The sequence below is a fragment of the Ruegeria sp. CDSC068 genome (genome assembly GCF_059610545.1).
Window position 1 is genome coordinate 26,763 of sequence record NZ_JBXWNV010000016.1, and the last position, 22,227, is coordinate 48,989.

18 protein-coding genes and 1 tRNA gene are annotated in these 22,227 nt (G+C 58.0%); 4 read left to right on the forward strand and 15 right to left on the reverse strand.

Features of this window, described 5'->3' with window-relative positions; translation table 11 throughout:
• Positions 1 to 74 precede the first annotated feature (74 nt).
• From gltB to AC2FID_RS21600, 3 genes are read right to left on the reverse strand one after another with little or no spacing between them, the layout of a single operon-like run.
• The gene (gene gltB / locus AC2FID_RS21590) at positions 75 to 4,607 is read right to left on the reverse strand and encodes a glutamate synthase large subunit (RefSeq protein ID WP_496838643.1); all 4,533 of its coding nucleotides are present in this window, start codon (positions 4,605 to 4,607) and stop codon (positions 75 to 77) included.
• Complete coding sequence (locus tag AC2FID_RS21595; RefSeq protein ID WP_496838645.1) at positions 4,604 to 5,038, reverse strand: GFA family protein; 435 nt, start codon at positions 5,036 to 5,038, stop codon at positions 4,604 to 4,606. The genes gltB and AC2FID_RS21595 overlap by 4 nt, the downstream gene beginning before the upstream one ends.
• Before the next feature lie 26 nt (positions 5,039 to 5,064).
• Positions 5,065 to 6,498: an NAD(P)-dependent oxidoreductase gene (locus tag AC2FID_RS21600; RefSeq protein ID WP_496838646.1), complete on the reverse strand. Its 1,434-nt coding sequence runs from the start codon at positions 6,496 to 6,498 to the stop codon at positions 5,065 to 5,067.
• 229 nt (positions 6,499 to 6,727) lie between these two features.
• On the opposite strand from AC2FID_RS21600, the gene AC2FID_RS21605 reads away from it, so the two are divergent.
• Positions 6,728 to 7,531: an undecaprenyl-diphosphate phosphatase gene (locus tag AC2FID_RS21605; protein ID WP_496838647.1), complete on the forward strand. Its 804-nt coding sequence runs from the start codon at positions 6,728 to 6,730 to the stop codon at positions 7,529 to 7,531.
• Here AC2FID_RS21605 and AC2FID_RS21610 read toward each other — a convergent pair whose 3' ends face one another.
• Positions 7,532 to 8,515, reverse strand: coding sequence for a complex I NDUFA9 subunit family protein (locus tag AC2FID_RS21610; RefSeq protein ID WP_496838649.1), 984 nt, complete (start codon positions 8,513 to 8,515; stop codon positions 7,532 to 7,534).
• A 198-nt stretch (positions 8,516 to 8,713) separates the two neighbouring features.
• Here AC2FID_RS21610 and AC2FID_RS21615 point away from each other — a divergent pair.
• A tRNA-Leu gene (locus tag AC2FID_RS21615) sits at positions 8,714 to 8,800 on the forward strand.
• A 102-nt stretch (positions 8,801 to 8,902) separates the two neighbouring features.
• On the opposite strand, the gene AC2FID_RS21620 is transcribed toward AC2FID_RS21615, so the two are convergent.
• The 11 genes from AC2FID_RS21620 to AC2FID_RS21670 form a co-directional block, all read right to left on the reverse strand.
• Positions 8,903 to 9,355 carry an SRPBCC family protein gene (locus AC2FID_RS21620; RefSeq protein ID WP_496770726.1) on the reverse strand — a complete coding sequence of 151 codons (453 nt, stop codon included), beginning with the start codon at positions 9,353 to 9,355 and terminating at the stop codon, positions 8,903 to 8,905.
• 106 nt (positions 9,356 to 9,461) lie between these two features.
• Positions 9,462 to 10,274, reverse strand: a complete 813-nt coding sequence (locus AC2FID_RS21625) for an XdhC family protein (RefSeq protein ID WP_282121213.1) — start codon at positions 10,272 to 10,274, stop codon at positions 9,462 to 9,464.
• A gap of 11 nt (positions 10,275 to 10,285) precedes the next feature.
• On the reverse strand, positions 10,286 to 11,473 hold the full coding sequence (locus AC2FID_RS21630) for a vWA domain-containing protein (RefSeq protein WP_496838652.1): 1,188 nt from the start codon (positions 11,471 to 11,473) through the stop codon (positions 10,286 to 10,288).
• The gene (locus tag AC2FID_RS21635; RefSeq protein ID WP_496838654.1) at positions 11,473 to 12,339 is read right to left on the reverse strand and encodes an AAA family ATPase; all 867 of its coding nucleotides are present in this window, start codon (positions 12,337 to 12,339) and stop codon (positions 11,473 to 11,475) included. Before AC2FID_RS21635 ends, AC2FID_RS21630 begins: the two co-directional genes overlap by 1 nt.
• A 104-nt stretch (positions 12,340 to 12,443) precedes the next feature.
• Positions 12,444 to 14,861: an aerobic carbon-monoxide dehydrogenase large subunit gene (locus tag AC2FID_RS21640; RefSeq protein WP_058275192.1), complete on the reverse strand. Its 2,418-nt coding sequence runs from the start codon at positions 14,859 to 14,861 to the stop codon at positions 12,444 to 12,446.
• Positions 14,858 to 15,352, reverse strand: a complete 495-nt coding sequence (locus tag AC2FID_RS21645; RefSeq protein WP_109313028.1) for a (2Fe-2S)-binding protein — start codon at positions 15,350 to 15,352, stop codon at positions 14,858 to 14,860. The genes AC2FID_RS21640 and AC2FID_RS21645 overlap by 4 nt, the downstream gene beginning before the upstream one ends.
• 14 nt (positions 15,353 to 15,366) lie before the next feature.
• On the reverse strand, positions 15,367 to 16,200 hold the full coding sequence (locus tag AC2FID_RS21650) for an FAD binding domain-containing protein (RefSeq protein WP_058275190.1): 834 nt from the start codon (positions 16,198 to 16,200) through the stop codon (positions 15,367 to 15,369).
• A gap of 139 nt (positions 16,201 to 16,339) precedes the next feature.
• Positions 16,340 to 17,437 carry an MHYT domain-containing protein gene (locus AC2FID_RS21655; RefSeq protein ID WP_496838657.1) on the reverse strand — a complete coding sequence of 366 codons (1,098 nt, stop codon included), beginning with the start codon at positions 17,435 to 17,437 and terminating at the stop codon, positions 16,340 to 16,342.
• 142 nt (positions 17,438 to 17,579) lie between these two features.
• Positions 17,580 to 18,584, reverse strand: coding sequence for an ABC transporter substrate-binding protein (locus AC2FID_RS21660; protein ID WP_496838659.1), 1,005 nt, complete (start codon positions 18,582 to 18,584; stop codon positions 17,580 to 17,582).
• Complete coding sequence (locus AC2FID_RS21665) at positions 18,563 to 19,930, reverse strand: sensor histidine kinase (protein WP_496838661.1); 1,368 nt, start codon at positions 19,928 to 19,930, stop codon at positions 18,563 to 18,565. The genes AC2FID_RS21660 and AC2FID_RS21665 overlap by 22 nt, the downstream gene beginning before the upstream one ends.
• Entirely contained in the window at positions 19,920 to 20,588 is a 669-nt protein-coding gene (locus AC2FID_RS21670; protein WP_282154090.1) for a response regulator transcription factor, read from the reverse strand. Before AC2FID_RS21670 ends, AC2FID_RS21665 begins: the two co-directional genes overlap by 11 nt.
• Positions 20,589 to 20,696: 108 nt before the next feature.
• Between AC2FID_RS21670 and AC2FID_RS21675 the strand changes: the two genes are divergently transcribed.
• Positions 20,697 to 21,674: a tripartite tricarboxylate transporter substrate binding protein gene (locus tag AC2FID_RS21675; protein WP_058275185.1), complete on the forward strand. Its 978-nt coding sequence runs from the start codon at positions 20,697 to 20,699 to the stop codon at positions 21,672 to 21,674.
• Positions 21,675 to 21,743: 69 nt separating this feature from the next.
• On the forward strand, positions 21,744 to 22,226 hold the full coding sequence (locus tag AC2FID_RS21680) for a tripartite tricarboxylate transporter TctB family protein (protein ID WP_058275184.1): 483 nt from the start codon (positions 21,744 to 21,746) through the stop codon (positions 22,224 to 22,226).
• Position 22,227 lies beyond the last annotated feature (1 nt).

The following is a 22,227-nucleotide window of genomic DNA, read 5'->3' on the forward strand; positions in this document are numbered from 1 at the left end:
TCCGGGACGTAAATTGAAAACCCCGCGTGTCCTTGGTGACACGCGGGGTTCTGATTTGGTCTAACTATTTCCGCTTACTCGGCGGGAACAGCAGTTGCCTCGGTTGTCAGAGGATGGCTGAGCTTGTTCAGCATCTCTTTCGGGCAAACCTGAAGGAAGTTGGCCTTTTCGACCTCCCAATGTTGCAGAATGTCAGCGGCCTTGCGGCTGTTGGTTTCAGCCTGATGTGTTTCGATCAGCGATTTCAACTGATCTTCCCAGTGGTCGACGGCCACCGGACAGGTCACCAGCGTTTCCATGTTCATCAGCTGCTCGGCCTTTCCTTCGGGGTCGTACAGATAAGCCATACCGCCCGTCATACCTGCGCCAAAGTTGGCACCAATGCCACCCAGGATCACCGCGGTACCACCGGTCATGTATTCACAGCCGTTCGAGCCACAGCCCTCGATCACCACAGTGGCACCCGAGTTCCGAACCGCGAACCGCTCACCCGCGCGGCCAGCCGCAAACAGGTGTCCATCGGTTGCGCCGTAAAGAACGGTGTTGCCGATAATGGTGTTCTCGTCCGCTTTCAGGGGGCTGACCTGCGGCGGACGCACGACGATTGTGCCCCCGGACAGGCCTTTACCGACATAGTCGTTGGCATCACCCGACACCTCGAGCTTTAGACCCGGGGCCGCGAAGGCCCCCAGCGACTGACCGGCCGAGCCCTGCAGTTTCACGTGCAAGTGGTCCGGCTGGAACGTGTTCCGCATCCCGAAATTCTGCACGATATGGCTGGACACTCGCGTGCCCACGGTCCGATGCGTGTTCTGAACCGCATAAGACAGCTGCATTTTCTCGCCGTCTTTCAGGAAACGGGCGGCATCGCGCACGATTTCAGCATCCAGCGTATCAGGCACCGCGTTCCGGTCTCTGTCGCGGTTGTAGACGATGTTATGGGCACCATCGACGGTGATCAGCAGCGGATTGAGGTCCAGATCATCCAGATGTGCCGAACCACGGCTGACCTGCGCCAGCAGATCTGCCCGTCCGATGATGTCGTCAATCGACCGCGCACCGAGGCTGGCCAGCAGCTCGCGCACTTCCTGTGCGTAGAAGGTGATCAGGTTGACGACCTTATCGGCATTACCGGTGAACTTTGCCCGCAGGGATTCGTCCTGAGTACACACACCGACCGGGCAGGTGTTCGACTGGCACTGACGCACCATGATACAGCCCATCGCGATCAGCGCCGCGGTGCCGATACCGTATTCCTCGGCCCCCATCATCGCAGCCATGACGATGTCACGACCCGTGCGCAAGCCACCATCGGTTCGCAGGGTCACGCGATCCCGCAGGTTGTTCATCGCCAGAACCTGATGTGCCTCGGTCAGGCCCATCTCCCACGGCAGACCGGCGTATTTGATGCTGGTCGCCGGAGATGCCCCGGTGCCGCCATTGTGCCCCGAGATCAGGATCACGTCCGCTTTGGCCTTGGCCACACCGGCGGCAATCGTGCCAACGCCCGAGGACGCCACCAGTTTTACCGTCACTTTGCAGCGCGGGTTGATCTGTTTCAGGTCATAGATCAGCTGCGCCAGATCCTCGATCGAGTAGATATCGTGGTGCGGTGGTGGCGAGATCAGGGTCACACCCTTGGTCGAATGACGAAGACGTGCAATCAGGTCGGTGACCTTCATGCCCGGCAGCTGACCGCCTTCACCGGGTTTTGCACCCTGGGCGACCTTAATCTCCAGCTCTTCACACTGGTTCAGATATTCAGCGGTCACACCGAAGCGGCCCGAGGCGACCTGTTTGATCTTGGCCGACGGGTTGTCACCGTTGGGCTCTGGCACGAAATGCGCCGGGTCTTCACCCCCTTCACCCGAGTCGGATTTCGCACCGATCCGGTTCATCGCAACGTTCAGCGTCTTGTGCGCCTCGGGCGACAGCGCGCCCAGCGACATACCTGGCGTGACGAACCGCTTGCGGATCGAAGTGATCGACTCGACCTCTTCAATCGGGATCGGTTTGCCTAGTGGTTTGAAATCCATCAGATCGCGCAGGTGGATCGGCGGGTTCGACTGCATCTTGGCCGAGTATTGCTTCCACAGCTCATAGGACGCCCGGTTACAGGCCATCTGCATCATATGCATCGAGGTCGCTTCCCACGCGTGGGTCTCACCCGATTTCCGCGCTTTGTAGAACCCACCGATGGGCAGCACGTCCAGACCATTGACCCATGCCTTGGCGTGGATTTCCTCGGCCTTGGTCTGAATACCGGTAACCCCGATGCCGGAAATCCGGCTGGTCATTCCAGGGAAGTATTCGGCCACCATCGCTCGGCTCAGGCCAACGGCCTCAAAGTTCAGGCCGCCGCGATAGGACGAGATTACCGAGATTCCCATCTTGGCCATGATCTTCAACAGGCCCTGATCGATCGCTTCGCGGAAGCGGGCGACATTTTCGGTCAGGCTCCCGTCCAAAAGGCCGCGATCAATACGGTCGGCCAGCGAATCCTCGGCCAGATAGGCGTTCACCACTGTCGCACCACAACCGATCAGAACGGCAAAGTAATGCGGGTCGACACATTCCGCCGAGCGTACGTTCAACGAACAGAACGTCCGCAGGCCCTGACGGGTCAGGTGCGAGTGCACCGCACTTGTGGCAAGGATCATGGGCATCGCCACACGACCTTCGCCCGAGTTCATGTCGGACAGAACCAGATGCCCAGCGCCAGATCGGACGGCCTCTTCTGCTTCGGCTCTAACACGGGCTAATGCGTCGCTTAGTGCGCCTTGGCCGGGCTCAAAGCTACAATCGATCTCGGCCAGCGGTGCATCAAAGCTTTCAACCAGCTTGTCCCATTGCGCGTTGCCGACAAAGGGGCTTTCCAGAACCACAATCTCGGTCTGACTACTGTCTTCATCCAGCACGTTCTTGAGGTTCGCAAACCGCGTTTTCAACGACATCACGCGGTATTCACGCAAAGAGTCGATCGGCGGGTTGGTCACCTGGCTAAAATTCTGCCTGAAGAAATGGCTGAGCGGGCGGTATTGCTTGGACAGAACCGCAGAGGGCGTATCGTCACCCATCGAGGCCAGCGCCTCTTTACCATCTTCCGCCATCGGGGCGAGGATCTGCTCCAATTCTTCGACTGAATACCCCGCCGCGATCTGGCGCTTGCGCAGTTCTTCACCTGAAAAGATCGGAGCTTCGGTCACGCCCGCCAGCGTGGCATCCAAATCGTGAATCTTGCCGACCCATTCGCCAAATGGCAGCGCACGGGCCAGTTTGTTCTTGATCTGCGTGTCGCGGAACAACTTGCCCTTCTTCATATCGACGGCCAGCATCTGACCCGGGCCAAGCGCGCCTTTTTCGGTCACAGTGGCCTCATCAATCGGCACCATCCCGGCCTCGGACCCTGCAATGACAAGACCGTCGCCAGTTACTACGTAACGCATCGGACGCAGACCGTTCCGGTCCAGACCCGCACAAACCCAACGGCCATCGGTCATCGCCAGTGCGGCGGGGCCGTCCCACGGCTCCATCACCGAGTTGCAGTAGGAATACATGTCGCGCCAGGCTTGCGGCAGTTCGACCGCCTGCTTGGACCAGCTTTCCGGCACCAGCATGGTTTTCGCCATCGGGGCAGACCGGCCTGCACGCACCAAAACCTCGAATACCGAGTCCAGAGCCGCCGAATCCGACGAACCACCCGCAATGATCGGCTTGATATCCTCGGCATAGTCACCAAAAGTGCCACTGGCCATGCGGATCTCATGGCTTTTCATCCAGTTGATGTTGCCCTTCAGCGTGTTGATCTCGCCGTTATGGGCCAGCATGCGGAAAGGCTGTGCCAGCCACCACTGCGGGAACGTATTGGTCGAATACCGCTGGTGGTAGATGGCAAAGGCACTTTCAAAGCGCTCGTCCATCAAATCGGGGTAGAACACCGCGACCTGCTCGGCCAGCATCATGCCCTTATAGATGATCGACCGGCAACTGAGCGAGGCCAGATACAGATCTGATATCCCGGCGGCCAGTGCTGCCTTTTCGATGCGGCGACGGATCACATAAAGCTCACGCTCAAACGTGTCTTCATCCACACCTTTTGAGTTCGAGATCAGGATCTGCTCGATCTCAGGGCGAGTGGCGTTGGCTTTTTCACCCAAGCAGGTCACATCGACCGGCACATGACGCCAGCCATATATGTAATAGCCCATACGCAGGACTTCGGTTTCCACGATGGTCCGGCATTGTTCCTGCGCACCGAAATCGGTGCGCGGCAAAAAGACCTGACCAACTGCAATCAGTTGATCCAGCCGTGGCTCATGCCCGGTGCGGCGGATCTGGTCATAGAAGAACGGAACCGGGATCTGCACGTGGATACCCGCGCCATCACCCGTCTTGCCGTCTGCATCCACCGCGCCGCGGTGCCAGATTGCCTTGAGCGCGTCGATCCCGGCATCCACCACCTTACGCGACGCTTTGCCGTCAATCGAAACCACAAGACCTACGCCGCATGAAGAATGCTCTTCATCCTCGGAATAGAGACCATTTTCGGCCATCCATTTGCGCTTGGCTTCTTCGGCCCGCACCCAATCGGCATCATATTTGGTCATTGGCTGTCTCCTTCTTCCGGCAGGGCATACATGGCTTCGACCTCGGCTTTGGTCATCTGCCGGCGCTCTCCTGCGAACGCGTAGCCCTCGGGCTTTTTATCTATGTAAAGTTCAAGTTTCAGCGGGTTGCCGGTGTCGTCGAAAAGACCGGCAGCCATTTGGGTTTGTCCGTGCATCTCGCCCGGCAAAGTGATCCGGTACCACAACGCCGAACCACAGTCCGAGCAAAATGCCCGTTCGGCCCAGTCCGACGAGGTGTAGGTCTTGACCGGTCCCAAGGCGGCATAGCCGGGCTCGGCCGCGAAGGTTACCAGCATCGAACTGGTCCAGCGACGGCATTGATCACAATGGCAGGCACCCAGCGAATCCCGCGCCGGGGTTGCGGTCACCGTGACCGCGCCGCACATGCATTGACCTTGCAATTCGGGCATCAGACCCTCCTGTCGCTGGGCTAGGGTTATTCGGCTGCGATGGCAGCCTTGGCGTTGAAGCGATCAATAATCGCATCGGCGCAGTCGCGACCATCACGAATGGCCCAGACCACCAAAGATGCACCGCGCACGATGTCACCAATGGCATAGACGCCGTCCATCTCGGTCGCGCCAGTCTCAAACGCTGCTTTGACGGTGCCCCAACGGGTGACGGGCAGGTCGGGCTGGCCGAACAGGGTGGGCAGGTCTTCAGGCTCAAAGCCCAGCGCCTTAATCACCAGATCGGCATCTTCGACATAATCCGCGCCTTCGATCACTTCTGGCGCTTGACGGCCGGTCGCATCGGGTTGACCCAGGCGCATCTTCTGCACCATCACGCCTGCAACGATGTCGTCGCCGGTAAAGCCCTTGGGCGCGCTCAGCCATTCGAACACCACGCCTTCTTCCTCGGCGTTTTGGGTTTCGCGCTGCGAACCCGGCATGTTCGCCCGGTCACGGCGATAGAGGCATTTGACCGACGTGGCACCTTGCCGGATCGAGGTCCGCACACAATCCATCGCGGTATCACCGCCACCAATAACGACCACCTTCTTGCCTTCGGCATTCAAGCGGCCATTGTCGAAATCTTCGACGTCATCGCCAAAACTTTTGCGGTTCGAGGCGGTCAGGAAATCGATGGCTTTTTCGATTCCAGCCAGCCCGCTGCCGGGCATAGACAGATCGCGCGATTTGTACACACCTGTCGCAATGATCACCGCATCATGCTTGGTGCGGATTTCTTCGAACTTGGCGGCGTCCACATCGCAGTTCAGCACAAACTCGACTCCGCCATCGGCCAGCAGGTCATTGCGGCGCTGCACGATGTCTTTTTCCAGCTTGAACCCCGGAATGCCGTACATCAGCAGACCACCTGCGCGATCATAACGATCATAGACGGTGACCTGAATGCCCGCCCGGCGCAGCATGTCCGCGGCAGCCAGGCCGCCGGGGCCGCCACCGATGATGCCAACGCTTTCGCTGCGCTCGGCACCCGGAGCGGTGGGTTTCACCCAGCCTTTGTCCCAGGCGGTGTCGGTTATGTACTTCTCAATCGTGCCAATAGTGACCGTGCCGTGGCCCGATTGCTCGATCACGCAGTTGCCTTCGCACAGACGGTCCTGCGGGCAGATTCGGCCACAGATCTCGGGGAATGTGTTGGTGGCTTGGCTGGTTTGATAGGCCTCTTCCAGACGCCCCGTCGCGGTCAGGTGCAGCCAGTCAGGGATATTGTTGTGCAGCGGGCAATGCGACTGGCAGTATGGAACACCACACTGGCTGCATCGGCTGGCTTGTTCCTTGGCTTTTTCTGCTGCGAATTCGGCGTAGATTTCATCAAAATCTTCTCTGCGGTCATCGGCGGCACGCTTTTCGGGCATGACGCGGTCGATCTGCACAAATTTCAGCATCGGTTGCTTGGCCACGGGTCAAACTCCATGAATTGGCTTGGTCACGTCTCTTTAAGAGATGCGAGATCGGATGAAAAGTCAACTGTGCTGACCTAATTTCGAAAACTGGGGAGAAATTTAGCGGTCATTTGAATTTTAACGCGATTTTTAGTTCCGATTCGGACCTATATGCACGCTTTCCTTTTCCACAGCGCACTTATACCCATTGGGCAAACAAAGACGTGACCACAACACGGCGGGGCAGATGGGTCTTTTTCAATTGATTCTCGCGGCGATTATTCAGGGTATCACTGAGTTTTTGCCGATCTCTTCATCTGGTCACTTGATACTGCTGCCCAGCCTGACCGGGTTGGACGATCAAGGTCTGGCCATCGACGTGGCCGTGCATGTGGGCACTTTGGGCGCCGTGGTTCTGTATTTCTGGTCCGATGTGAAACAGGCTGTCTCCGGTCTTCCCCGGGCGTTGACCGGCCGGGTCGACACACCACAGGCGCAGCTGGCCATGGGTCTGATCATCTCCACGATTCCCACAGTGGTTGTCGGGGCGATCCTGTTCAAAACCGGCCTGATCGAGGCCTTCCGGTCAATGGCGGTCATTGGCTGGACCATGCTGGTTTTTGGCCTTGTCCTGTATTGGGCCGATCAAAAAGGGCCGCAGACCAAAGAAGCAAGCGAATGGGGTCTGCGCGATGCGTTGATCATGGGGCTGTGGCAGGTTCTCGCCCTGATACCCGGAACATCCCGATCAGGCATTACGATCACCGGCGCGCGCCAACTGGGCTATACGCGAGAGAATGGCGCGCGGATCGCGATGTTGATGTCGATCCCGACGATTCTTGCCTCAGGCGTTTTGTTGTCGGTAGACGTGATCCGCGAAGCAGACGCCCAATTGGCCCGAGACGGGGCAATCGCGGCATTCTTTGCTTTTATTTCAGCTCTGCTGGCCCTGGCCCTGATGATGCGCCTGTTGCGCAGTGTCAGCTTTACACCTTATGTCATCTACCGCGTGATCCTGGGCGCCATCCTGCTTGTAATCGCCTATAGCTGATCAGGTCCGCAGATTGTTGGCCGAGTTCTGAATGTCGTCGTACTGGCCCGATGGGCGAAACTTCCAAAGGTAATCTGGCAGCACCGATTCTAGTGTGGCTGGCTCAATCCCAAGATCCGCGAACCCCTTGGCCCCTTCGGACACAACATTGTCGCGGCGGAGGTTCTTCAGCTGATCGCGTGTCAGGATGTGGTTCGGGAACAGTTGAAAGCTGACGAACTTCAAGATGTCCAACACGCCCGCCATGATCCGGGCCAAAAAGAAGGGCATTCCGATGATCACTCGGCGTCGGTGGATCACATCAAGCATCTGCTGCATCAGTGCGCGGAAGGTTTTCACCTCGGGTCCGCCCAGCTCATACACACCGGCTTCAGCTTGGCCCAGGACGCCCTGAACAGCGGCCTTGGCCACATCATCCACATAGACCGGCTGGAATTTGGTTTCGGCTCCGACCAGCGGCAGGAAAAGTCCCATCCGGGTCATCCCGGCAAAACGATTAAAGAACTGATCTTCGGTTCCGAAAATCACAGACGGCTGCAGAATAATTGCATCTGGCATATGGGTCAGCACACCGGCCTCACCATGCGCCTTGGTTCGCGAATATTCGCTGTCGGACTCGGCGTCCGCTCCGATGGCTGAGATATGAACCATCCGGGAAATGCCCTGTTCGGCCGCCAAACGCGCGATCCGCTCGGCCCCATCAGCCTGCACCGCGTCAAAGGCGTTCTTGCCCAGCTCGTTCAGAACACCGACGCAATTCACCACCGCATCTGCCCCATGCATCGCCGCCGCGACCGAGGCATCATCACGGATGTTGCACAAAATGGGTTCGACCTGGCCGACCACACCATAGGGCCTGACAAACATCGCCTCATTCGGGCGCCGCACCGCCACCCGGACACGCCACCCTTCATTTGCCATGCGCCGCGTAATATACCGGCCGACAAATCCCGATCCGCCGTAAATCGTGACCATTTTCGACATGAGAGGGCTCCTGCTTGTGGGTCCTCTTTCGATGTAGCTCTCTGAGCCTTTTCAAACAAGGCGCAATAACGCCGCGCACCAGCGAAAAAATCAACCAATTCAAACTGAATTTGGAAGCGAGGAAAAAACTTTCAAAAATCCTCGCGAATCCGGTTGACCCTCCCCGCTAGTAGGCTTAAACGCCGCTCCACGACACCTGCCCAGGTGGCGGAATTGGTAGACGCGCTAGCTTCAGGTGCTAGTGTCCGTATGGACGTGGAGGTTCGAGTCCTCTCCTGGGCACCAAATCCCTAAAAATTCAGAACATGACATTTCCTTGGGGAAACTGAATATCCATGGGTTTTGGACCGATGCGGGCCGGTCGGATCACCGGCCCTGGCAAGGCCTTCAGGTGACGGATTGTTCTGAAACAACTTCGCCAAATCGCGTAAAAAACTTGCCCGACAGTTTTTTCGCTGTGCCGGCAATCAGACGGCTGCCCAGCTGGGCAATCTTACCACCGACGTCGACTTTGGCAGTATAAGCCAAAACAGTTTCGTCCCCGTCTTCGGTCAGCGTCACGTCGGCACCGCCCTTGGCAAATCCGGCGGCGCCGCCTTTACCCTCACCCGTCAGCGAAAACCCGTCCGGTGCATTGCTGTTGTCCAGCGTCACAGCGCCCGCAAACCGGGCTTTGACAGGGCCGATCTTCAGGACCACCTTGGCCTCCAGATCTTCGGGCGAATTCTGGATCAGCTCTTCGCATCCCGGAATGCATTCCTGCAGGATTTCGGGATTATTCAGAGCCTTGTATACAACATCCCGCGGCGCAGAGATGCGGACTTCGTCACTCAGTTCCATTCAACTTTCCTTTGTTCAACAGCATCTTGGATAAACCAGAAGCGCGGTCTCTGTCGCCTCTTCCGGAGTTTGTTCGGGACGCGCGGGCCACAGGGACCTCAGGCGTTTAAGCACGTTTCTCATCATGGGACTCCGTTTTGGATTTGTCACTGTTTCGCCAAAGCACAATTTCAGCCAGAATCGACACGGCGATCTCATGCGGGTCGATCGCGTGGATGTTCAGACCTGCCGGTGACTTCAGCCGCGCAGCTCGTATCGGGTCCAAACCTTGCGATATCAGCTTGGCCACCAGCGTTTCGGCCTTGCGATGGCTGGCCACCATCGACACCCGCTTGGCGTCCGTTTGCAGAGCGGCGGCCAGGGCGGCGGCATCGCCCTGTCCTTGCGAAGCCACGACAACGAAGTCCCGCGGCTCAACCCCTAGGTTTTGGACGGAATCCAGAGTGAACCGTTGAAAGTCACCTTCTGTCTCTGACGCGTCACTGAGACACACGCGAAACCCAGCCAGTGCCCCATGGACTGCCAGTGCCTCTGCAATCAGCGACTCGCCAAAAATCACCAATCGCGGTGCGTGCTGATACGGCTCGACAAGCAGATCGACAGTGCCGCCGGACGGGCAACCGCTTTTGAACGTCTGAATGCCATCAGGATCGGCCATGTTCACCACCTTTTCCGAAGGTTTGACCCGGATCATTTGCGGCGAACCACTGGCCAACGCCTGCTGGGCCGAGGATCGAACCGCACGTTGAACGCAGCCCCCGCCCAAATGGCCCAGGATCCGTCCATCTTTTGTAATCGCAGCCTTGCCCCCGGCTTTCGCCGAAGTTGCATCCGCAGTCCGCAACACCGTGGCCACGCAAAAGGCTTCATCAGTTTTGCGCAGCTGCTCAATCGTGTCGAATATGTCGAAGCTTGCCATGTGGGCTCCTTTCACAGCTTACGGAATTGCGGTTCCAGCGCCGCCAGCGCCTCAAGCGTATTTGCGGGCAGGTGCGCGTCCAGATACGGCTCAGCTGCCTGCATTGCGGCGGCAATGGGCTGGTATTCGTGCCAGCCCTTCAGCGGGTTCAGCCAGACGATCCGCCGGGCCTTGCGTCGAATCCGGGCCAATATAACGCCCAGCGCTTGCGGGTCCGAGCTGCAATACCCGTCAGACAGGATCAGTACGATGGTCCGACCGTTCAGTGCGCGCGCGCCATACCCATTCAGAAAATGCTCAAGACTGCCCGAGATATCCGTGCCCCCGCCAAACCCTTCGGCCATCAGCGACAACCGCCCTGCTGCGCGCAGTGAATCGTGGTCGCGCAACGCATCCGTGACGCGCATCAAGCGCGTATGGAACAGATATGCGTCCGCTTCGGTTCCTGTGCCAATCAAGCCTTTCAGGAAAGCCAGAAAGACGCGCGAGTATACAGTCATTGATCCGCTTACATCGCACAGTGCAACGATCCGCATCGGACGCGGTGGGCGGGCGCGACGATACAGTTCCATCGGCTCACCGCCCCGTGCAAGGCTGGCGCGCTGTATTCGGCGCATGTCCAGAGCAGGCCCCTTTAGCGCTTTTTTCCGCCGGCGCGAGCGGCGGTCGCGGATGGCGCGCGCCAGCGCTGTCGCCGCTTGTTCGGCCTGCTTCAGTGCGTCTTCATCCATCAGTTCACGCAAATCCCGACGCGACAGGTTGGCCGTACGGGTCGCAATCAGCTTACCGTCTCTCCCCACGGCCTCCCCGTCGCCGGCATCAGGGGTTGCGTCCTGATCCGAATCGGAACTGGTCTCCTGGATGTCTTGGCTTTCTTGCTGCCAGATCATCGGCTTGGCGGATTGCACCCGAACATGCGCGGTTTGCGCCACTCCGGTCCGTTGTTTCCCTGCATTTAGCCAATATGCATCGAAAAGATCGTCAAACCGTCGCCAGTCTTCCGCGTCACCGGCCAGCAAGACACACAGCGCTTGTCTGGCCTGCGGCAAATCCGTCGCCTCTACTTCCGCCAGCACCGCCAATGCATCCCCAGTCTCAGCCGGTCCGACGCGCATCCCGTTCATCCGCAAATGTGCAATGAAGCCAGACATGCGATCCGCCAGACCAGAGGCACGAGAAGGGAACCGGGTGACCTGCATCACGCCACCTTTCCAATCAGGCGATCCATCACTTCAGGCGGGGCCGCGTCATAATCGGCTGCGGTTTTCAGAAGACAGACAAGAGTCGCCTGAACCTCTTCGCGGGACTGCGCCATGTCGTTAACACCCAATCCGGAAAGGGCTGCCGCCCAGTCCAGCATCTCGGCAATGCCCGGAGTCTTCTCCAAGTCTTCTTTGCGCAAAGCCTGCACAACGCCAACAATCTGGCGCGCAAACTGCCCTTCCACATGGGGCATGCGGGCTTTCAGGATCGCCATTTCGGTTTCACGCGATGGGTAGTCGAGGAAACTGTACAGACACCGGCGGCGCAATGCATCGGACAAGTCCCGCGTGCCATTCGCCGTCAAAATAACGATGGGTTTTGAACGCGCCGGGATTGTACCCAGTTCGGGAATTGTGATTTGAAAATCCGAGAGGATTTCCAACAGATACGCTTCGAATTCTTCGTCGGCCCGGTCAATTTCATCAATTAGCAGAACCGGAGGGGCATCTTGTGAAATAGCCTCCAACAAAGGTCGTTTTAGCAGATATTCATCTGAGAAAAGCTGTGCTTCGCTCGTTCCACCCTGTGCCTCGCTCGCTCGGATCGCCAGAAGCTGACGCTGATAGTTCCATTCATAAATGGCATGACTGGCATCGAGCCCTTCATAACATTGCAGCCGGATCAGCCGGGCGTCCTGCCACGCGGCCAGGGCCTTTGCCACTTCGGTCTTTCCAACGCCAGCAGGACCTTCCAACAACAATGGCCGCCCAAGTTGCTGTGCCAAATGCAGCGCCATCGCCAACCGGTCATCGGAAACATAGCCCTGCGCGGCCAATCCGTTCTGAACATCACTCAAAGTCAAAACCAGGATCCAATCTTCATCTGGCCAAAAATTCCCGGGGGAGGTTCGGAGGGGGTTCTACCCCCTCCGTTCGGTCGGGCCGGCAACAGCCGGTTCGAAACCGTTTACCCGTGCATCCCCAACCCGTTGGCGATCTTCCAGATCCGCCAATGATCATGCGGCATATGGCTTTGCACCAACCCAAAGGGCCGGAACGCATCATGCACCGCGTTCGAGAACGCAGGCACGCCGCCGACATTCGGACTCTCGCCCACGCCCTTGGCACCGATCGGGTGGTGCGGAGATGGCGTGACCGTGTGATCGGTGGTGTAGTTCGGCGTCTCCCATGCGGTTGGCAGGAAGAAGTCCATCAGCGTCGCGGTCTTGACGTTGCCCATCTCGTCATAGGCGATTTCCTGACCCATCGCGATGGCCAACGCTTCTGTCACGCCGCCATGGACCTGCCCTTCGATGATCATCGGGTTGATCCGCGTGCCGCAATCGTCCAGCGCATAGAACTGCCGGACGTCCCATTCCCCAGTATCCACATCGATCTCCATGACACAGATATAGGCCCCGAATGGGTAAGTCATATTTGGGGGGTCATAGTAGCTGACGGCCTCCAGACCGGGTTCCAGCCCCGGAATCGCCTGGTTGTAGGCGGCAAAAGCGATCTCTTTCATGGTCTTGAACCGCTCAGGCGCGCCTTTGACGGCAAACCGATCGACATCCCATTCGACATCATTGTCATGCACCTCGAGCAGATAGGCCGCGATCATCTGTGCCTTGGCGCGGATTTTTCGAGCGGCCATTGCTGTCGCAGCCCCGGCAACTGGCGTGGACCGAGACCCATAGGTGCCAAGCCCGTACGGTGCGGTGTCGGTGTCGCCTTCCTCCAGCGTGATGTCATCGGCTGGCAGGCCGATCTCACTGGCGATGATCTGGGCAAATGTCGTGGCATGGCCCTGACCCTGAGAGATCGTCCCCAGCCGCGCGATGGCTGAACCCGTCGGATGGATACGGATTTCACACGAGTCGAACATTCCCAACCCAAGGATATCACAGTTCTTCACCGGTCCGGCCCCGACGATTTCGGTGAAATGCGTCAGACCTATCCCCAACAATTTGCGAGTTTTTCCAGCCTTGAAATCCTCTATCCGCTGAGCCTGTTCAGCTCGCAGACCTTCATAGTCCACGGCCTTCAGCGCCTTGTCCCAGGCGGTGTGATAATCGCCCGAGTCATACTCCCAGCCCAGCGCGGACTGATACGGGAACTGATCGGCCTTGATGAAATTGATCCGGCGCAGCTCGGCCGCGTCCATGTTCAGCTTTATGGCCAGAACCTCGATCATCCGTTCGATGAAATAAGCAGCCTCGGTCACCCGGAACGAGCAACGATAGGCGACACCGCCCGGTGCCTTGTTGGTATAGACGCCGTCCACGGCCAGATATGCAGTGGGGATGTCATAAGACCCGGTGCAGATGTTCATGAAACCGGCTGGGAATTTGGTCGGGTCGGCGCAGGCATCAAAGCCACCATGATCCGCTGTGGTGTGGCACCAGAGACCAGTGATCTTGCCATCCTTGGTCGCCGCGATCTTGCCCTGCATCCAGTAATCACGAGCAAAGGCGGTGGACATCAGATTTTCCATCCGGTTCTCAACCCATTTCACCGGTTGGCCGGTGACGATCGAGGCGACGACCGAGCAGACATAGCCCGCATAGGCGCCAACCTTATTGCCAAAGCCACCACCGATATCAGGACTGATCACCCGGATATTGTGCTCGGCCAGACCCGAGATCAGCGATACAACGGTGCGGATCGCGTGCGGGGCCTGGAACGTGCCATAGAGCGTCAGCTTGCCGGTCACCTTATCCATCGAGGCAACACAGCCGCATGTCTCCAGCGGGCATGGGTGGGTCCGATGGTAATAAACCATCTCTTCGGCCACGACATCTGCCTCACCCAGAACAGCCTCGGTCGCGTCCTTGTCGCCCTGTTCCCACGTGAAGATGTGATTGTGATGTTTACGCGGACCGTGGGCACCCTCGGTTTGACCCGCAAGGTCTTCACGCAGGACAACATCTGATTTCAGCGCCTCGAACGGGTCGGTCAGAACGGGCAGCTCTTCATAGTCAACTTCGACCAGCTCGGCCGCATCCGCCGCGATATACCGATTTTCAGCGACGACATAAGCAACTTCCTGACCCTGGAACAGAACCTTGCCATCGGCCAGCACCATTTGCTTGTCGCCCGCCAACGTCGGCATCCAATGCAACCCCAATGGCGCAAGGTCTTCGGCGGTCAGAACGGCAACAACGCCAGGTATCGCCAGCGCAGCCTCTTTGTTCACGCTGACGACGCGGGCATGGGCATAGGGAGAGCGGACAAAGGCGCCAAACAGCATCCCGTCCATCTTGATGTCATCGACGTAGTTGCCCTTGCCTTGGGTAAAGCGCACATCTTCGACGCGCTTGCGCGAACTGCCCATCCCTTTGAGGTTGGCGACGCGTTCTTCGGGGGTCAGAGTCTGGTCGTTCATTCCGCAGCCTCCTTCTGAGCGTTCAGCATGTCGGCAGATGCCGCGATCGCCTTGACGATGTTCTGATATCCGGTGCAGCGGCACAGGTTGCCGGACATGCCAAAGCGGATGTCTTCCTCGGTCGGGTTCGGGTTTTCTTGCAGAAGACGATGCGCGCGGGTGATCATGCCCGGCGTGCAAAAGCCGCATTGCAGCCCGTGATGTTCGCGGAACATCTCTTGCAGAACCCCGAGGCTGCCGTCGTCATTGGTCAGCCCTTCGACAGTAGTGATATCGGCCCCGTTCACCTGTGCCACAAAGGTCGTACAGGACTTGACGGACTTGCCGTCGATATCCACGGTACAGGCCCCGCAATGGCTGGTTTCGCATCCGATATGCGGGCCTGTGATTTTCAAATCTTCCCGCAGGAAATGGATCAACAGCGTGCGCGGCTCGGCCAGACCTTCGACCTGCTTGCCGTTCACGGTGAGTTTTACGTGCATTTTTGACATCGTTGTTCCTCCCCTCAATCCGCGCGACTTTGCGCGCGTTCGATGGCGCGGCGCAGCATCACAGCGGCCACGTGTTTCTTGAATTCGACGGGACCACGATTGTCGGCCACCGGGTCGATGGCTTCGAGCATCGCGGCGACACAACCGCTGACATCCCCATCCGCCAGCGCATTGCTTGCGCTTTCAGACCAGACGGGTGTGTCCGCCAGATTGGTCATCGCGACCGAGGCCTGACCATTGCCAACCATCACGGCAGCTGCCGCTGTCGCATAATCACCGATCTTGCGTTTCTGCTTTTCATAGGCCTGACCCACACCCGCGCCCGGCACCGGGATCGAAATCCGGGTCAGGATTTCCTCATCGTCACGCGCAGTGAAGTAAGCGGCCTCATAAAACTCACGCGCAGCGACACTGCGGCGACCATCGGGGCCAGACAGTTCGAACGTCGCGTTCAGGCATTGCATCAACCCCGGCATATCATTGCCCGGATCACCATTGGCGACGTTCCCACCAACCGTTCCCACATATCGCACCTGAGGATCCGCGATCTGCAGCGCGGCCTCTCGGATCAACGGAATGGCTGTAGCCAAGCCGTCATGAGTGATCAGCTCATGCTGGGTCACCATTGCGCCAAGCGAAACCGTGTCGGCACCAACCTCGATGCCCTTCAGCTCCTCGATAGCTTGCAGATCGACTAGGTGGCCCATTTCGGCCATGCGCAGCTTCATCATCGGGATCAGGCTGTGCCCGCCCGCGATCACGCGCGCCTCATCTCCGTGTTCCTGCAAAATGCCAATGGCCGAGGCGATATCGCCTGGCCGGTGATACTCAAATCCGGCTGGTATCATGTTTTTCCTCCCTGGGTCCAAGCGGTATGCCTTGGGGGACCTGCGGTAAGGAAAGGACGCTGAAGCCATCCGTTCCAGCCAGTGGAAACGGAGAGCGCGGCTTATTTCACGAAATGCGAATGCGCTGCACGAGCTGCGATCAAAGGCCCAGCGCCTCGCGAATGTCCGTCAGGCGAGATCGGCTGACCGGCACCTTGGCTAGCGCATCGACTCCATCGAAATAGCAGGTGCCGTTATCCTTGTGCCTCTCGAACCGCGAGACCTGTTTGGGGTTCACCAGATAACTGCGATGAGCCCGCAAAAACCCGTCAGGCGCCAAGCGCGATTCAGCTTCGGTAATGGACCACGGGCAAAACAGTTTCTCGGTGTTTATATAAAGAACGGTGTAATGCCCTTCGGCCCGGATGGCTGCGATATTTGAAGGCTGGGCGAAAAAGGTTTGTCCTTCCCGCTCAAATGGAACCCCGGCCCGCAATGTGGGCTCTGGTTCCGGGGCAGGTTCCGGCGCGCTGGGCGATATCTCTGCTGCCGCAGGTTCGATGAAGGTGATGCCCGTTAGCAGGAATGCACCACAGATCAGGAACACGGAAACCGTTACCCCCATCGCCAGCACCTGATTGTTTAGTGCAGGTCCGGCGCGACCGGCGGTATCGCTTGCGACAAAATCAGTCAGGCCGGTGGCGACGAAATGCATGGTGAAGACCGCCAACCCGAAACACACCGTTCCCAGCAGAATGTTGCGCTGCGTACGGTTGTCATAGGCAACCCAGATTGCCAGCACCGACAAAACGACCGAGGCCAGGGTCGAAATCACCACGTCCCAAACATTGTAAACGGGGCGGCACAGCTCCATCCCGGCCATGCCGACGTAGTGCATGACAACAATCCCCAGACCCACGATCACTCCCGCACCGACAATCGTTCCCATCGTGCGGGGACGGAAATGCAGTATCAGCAGCGCAAGGCCAACCATCAGGATCGCGACCAGGGCTGAGATCAGGGTGATCAAAGCATCGTAGTAAAACAGGATCGGCAGTTGCAGGCCCAGCATGGCCACGAAATGCATCGACCAGATGCCACCGCCCAGAATGATCGCAGCCAACGCCACGACCAGTTTGCGTTTCTGATCGTCCAGTTTTGAGGCCCCATGCGTCAGATAAAGCCCTGTGAATCCAGCCATCATCGCAACAGCCAGAGACGCCGCCACAAGCCAAGCGTTATGAGAATAGTCCAACATTTGGATTTACACGCCCTCCCCGACGCGTGGGTGACGTTAGCAAACGGAATTGATTGCGACAATTGATGTTGGAAAGGAATTCCAACAGCACCGGCGCTGGTTTCGGTTTTTACCGACCCGCCGGGCTTAGGTGGCGGTCTTATTACTGAATAACGGCATCTTCCCATGCGGAAAGGAACTTTGTTCGTTTCAACCCGTCAAGAAAGGTCAGTAACGCGGGATCAAGGCCGATTGTCTCGCGCCCGTCAGAACCATCACTTGGCTGCAAAAGAGGAAGCGGGCTGGCCTCTTCGGCCACTGCTGGCCGCTCAGTTACGAGGTAACGTAGCAGCAACTCGGCTGCTTTGGGTTCTGGCGTGGCTTTCGATACCATCGCTGTGCGCATCATAATTGTTTGAAAATCAGACGGTAACACGACCTCAAGGGCGTCTTTGCCCTCGGCTCGGACGGCGGCGTAACTGCCCAGAACATTGTAAGCAACCAGGATCGAGCCATCCGCTAGGTCATTGATCATTTCGCCCGAGCAGCAATAAAGCCGGACATCCAGGCCGCCCATAACCTCCATCAAGCGCCAATAGGTCTCAGACGCGCGCGCATCCTGGGTTGCAAACAGATATCCCAGACCAGATTGGCGAACGTCATAGGTGCCAACTTTGCCCCGAAATTCTTCGGGTCGTTTGCGCAATGCCTCGATCAGGCTTTGCCGGGTCTGGGGGATGGGCTGCCCTTCAAACGCGGTTCGGTTTAACACGATTGTCGCGGGTTCCGAGGTGAATGCGAAAAGGCTGTGGTGCCATTGCGCCCAGTGCGGGACGGGCACATCGTCGATAGACAGGGCAAAGCCGTCATTTGCCAATTTCAACTGCAGGTCCATCGCGCTCGAGATGATCACGTCGAAGGCATCGGGCGTTGCGCGGACTCGACGGTTGATGTCGGCGGTTCCGGAAACGAGGTATTCGACACTAATCCGGGGGTTTTCAGCGACAAAGCCCTCGATCACAGGGGCGAATAGAACTGTATCGGTGCTGGAAATCACGCGAAGGCGTGGACCATCCGCGCTTTCATTAAAGATCAGGCGGTCTTCCCAGTCGTCGGCCCACCCGAGGCAGGGAACAGCCAACAATACTAAAGCGATAAGATAACGCATGCGCCCCCCTTTGATCGGTTCTTTAGGATCAACGCGCCCCCATGCGCCGTTGCCACATCCTGCGCGATCGTCAACCCCAGCCCGGACCCGATGGTCCCAACGGCGTTCTGTCCACGTTCGAACCGGCGCGTCAGCGTGTCGATTTCATCAGGCGGAAAGCCAGGACCCGAGTCGCGCACCTGAATCTGGGGTTCGGGATGTGCAATGATCGTGATCTCAACAGCACTGTCAGATGGTGCGTATTTCATCGCGTTATCGACCATATTTCGCACAGCATTCTGGATCAGGATCGAGTCGCCCGAGTAAGGAACCGACGGCTCACCCGACAATGAAAGCGTCAGCTCTTTCATCTCGGCAATCGGGATCAGGCGCTGCACCAGATCGCGGATCAGAACGACCAGGTCAATGTCCTCGCGCTCCAGATGATCCGCTCGGAAGGTGATCATCGCGTGATCCAGCAACTGCCCCGCTGCACGTGAGCTTTCATCGATGGCCCGCACCATAGCCTTCAAGGCCTCGCGGTTGTCTTCCCGTTCCACGCGGTGAAGGGTTGCCTCGGCATAAGACCTGACGGTGGCAAGCGGCGTTCGCACCCGGTGCGCGGCTTCGGCGATAAAGTCCTCGGATTGGCTAAGCGATTGGTCCAGACGACCCATGAGCGAATTCAGCGACGTCACCAGCGGCGCCATCTCTTTTGGCACGGGTTTCTTGAACGGGCTTAGATCCTGCGGACCTCTGCGTGTGACCGAGGTCGTCAGTTTGTTCAACTGGCCGATCGTTGATGATGTCACCCAGAATGACAGCGCGGCGGTCAGCAGAAAGAACCCGATCCCCAAATACGCTGCATTGCGTGAAATCTGATCCAGCGTGTCGGATAACGCGTCCTGCGTTTGCCCCAACGCGACCTCAATCTCGGTCTGGCGGCCCAAACCGACCAGAGTTCGGCTGGCGCTGACCTGTCGGACACGCTCGCCGCGGACCTGACCGGTTTGAAAGGCCCACCTGCCTTCAATCGGGCCGTCTGCGAGGCTCAGATCCTCATATCCGGACAAGAATTCTCCATCCTGATAAATGGCATAGAACACCCGGTCATCCGACGGCGTGCTGAGCATGGAAAACGCGGCATAGGGGATGTCCACCTCTAGGTGACCATCCCTAAGCGCTGCGGCATCAAGGATCGACGAGACGGACGCCCCCAATATATCGTCCTGTCCCTGTTGGGCGACTTTTGCGGCATAACTGCGCACCGTCAGGAACAATAGGATCGCCAGGACCGCCGCTCCGCCGATCAGCGTCAACACCAGCCTATTTCTTAGTGATCCCGAAACAGTTGGGCTAGTCGTCATGATCCAACCTGTATCCCAGCCCGCGCAACGTAGTAATTTTCATGCCGGATTTTTCAAGATGCTTGCGCAGGCGTCCGACATAGACCTCAATCGCGTTGTCCGACACGTTGTCATCATAAGAAAACAACCTGTCCGCCAGCTTCTGCTTGGAAAACACCTGACCCGGCGCGTTTATGAACAGCTCGATCATTCTCAACTCGCGATTGCGTAGGGAGAGCGTGACACCATCGACGGTCAAATGACCAGCAACCGGATCAAAGATAATTCCGCCAACTTCAATCGTCGACTTTGAGCTTCCGGACTTCCGACGCAGAACAGCGCGGCAGCGGGCCTCAAGTTCCGCATGATCGAAAGGCTTGGTGACGTAGTCATCCGCCCCCAGATCAAGCGAACCGATTCGATCCGAAACCTGACTGCGCGCAGTCAGAACGATCACCGGCGTGTCCAAACGGCTTGCGCGGTGCTGCCTTAGGAACTCGCGGCCATCCCCATCGGGTAACATGATATCCAGCAGGATAAGGTCGTATTCTTCGGTCGCAACAAAGGCGCGCGCATCCTCTAAATTTGCTGCGTGATCAACAACATGACCATCCAGCTGCATGCGGGAACTGATCGCGTTCGCGAGGTCGAGATTGTCTTCGACAAGCAGAAATTTCATGGGCGAAAATCAGTTTCTTTTTGCATGACAGGTTGATGTCAGGTTGGCGTGTTTAGGTGCAGGATAATCTGTGCCGCTGAGCGGCCAGTTGTCAAATGGGAGGACATAATGACAACATTTAACCTGGGCCGTCGGGCCCTGATCGCAGCTGTTGCAGCAATTGGTCTGGTTGGACCTGCCGCATCCGAAGAAGTCGTCGACAGCATCCACTTTCTGATCCCCGGCGGCGCCGGCGGTGGCTGGGACGGTACCGCCCGCGGAACTGGCGAGGCCCTGACCAATGCTGGTCTGGTCGGCACAGCATCTTATGAGAACATGTCGGGCGGCGGCGGCGGTAAAGCCATCGGCTTCCTGATTGAAAACGCGGACAGCAACCACGGCACGCTGATGGTCAACTCGACCCCCATCGTGATCCGCTCGCTGACCGGTGTGTTCCCGCATAACTTCCGTGACCTGACACTGGTCTCGGGCACAATCGGCGACTACGCAGCGATTGTTGTAGGCAAAGATAGCCCGATCAACTCGATGGCGGACCTGCTGGCCGCCTATGACGCTGACCCGGGCGCAACCGCGATTGGTGGCGGCTCGGTACCTGGCGGCATGGACCATCTGGTCGCCGCAATGGTCATGGAAGCTGCAGGCAAGGACGCGCTGGGCGTAAAATACATCCCTTATGATGCGGGCGGAAAAGCTATGGCTGCCCTGTTGTCGGGTGAGATCGCCGCACTGTCGACCGGTTTCTCGGAAGCCGTCGATCTGGCCAACGCGGGAGAGGTTAAAATCATTGGTGTGACCGCAGAGGAACGCGTTGATGCAGCACCTGACGCACAGACCATGAAAGAACAGGGCATCGACACCACTTTCGTGAACTGGCGTGGATTCTTTGCTGCCCCCGGCCTGCCCGAGGACAAGCTGGCTGCCTATCAGCAAGCCATCGCCAAGATGTACGACACGCCCGAATGGGAAGAGGTTCGTGCCCGTAACGGTTGGGTCAACATCCACAACTCGGGTGCCGATTTCGAAGCGTTTCTGGAAGGTCAGGAACAGCAGATCAGCGACCTGATGAAGAAGCTGGGCTTCCTCTAAAGCAATCTACGGCAGAGCGTTTGGTCGCTCTGCCGTCCCAAAAAACCAAGATACAGGGGAGGGGACGTTATGGCGCTGGATCGCTGGATCGCGCTTATTTTACTGGGTGTTTGCCTAACGTATGGGTACACCGCCTGGTTCACGATGGACGGAAGTCTTCCTCCTTTCATGCAGAGAAATCCGATCTGGCCCAGCACATTTCCAAAGGTGCTGTCTATTCTAGGCGTGGTCGCGTGTTCGATCATCCTGCTTGGATTTGAAAAGAGCGAGGTCAAAGAGGCCGATATCGATTACCGCAGACTTGGGGAATATCATCTGGGTCAGGCAATTTCTCTTCTGGTGCTCATGGTTGTCTATGCCCTGTGCCTGCGCCCGGTCGGTTTTCTGATCGCGACATCCAGTTTCCTGATCCTCGGGTCTTTCATTCTGGGTGAACGCAAGTGGCACATCATGCTGCCTGTCGCGTTCGTGGCAACCGGATCCGTCTGGTATCTGGTTCAGGAAGTTCTTGGAATTTATATGCGCCCCCTGCCGGGCGTGTTCGGAGGCTGAC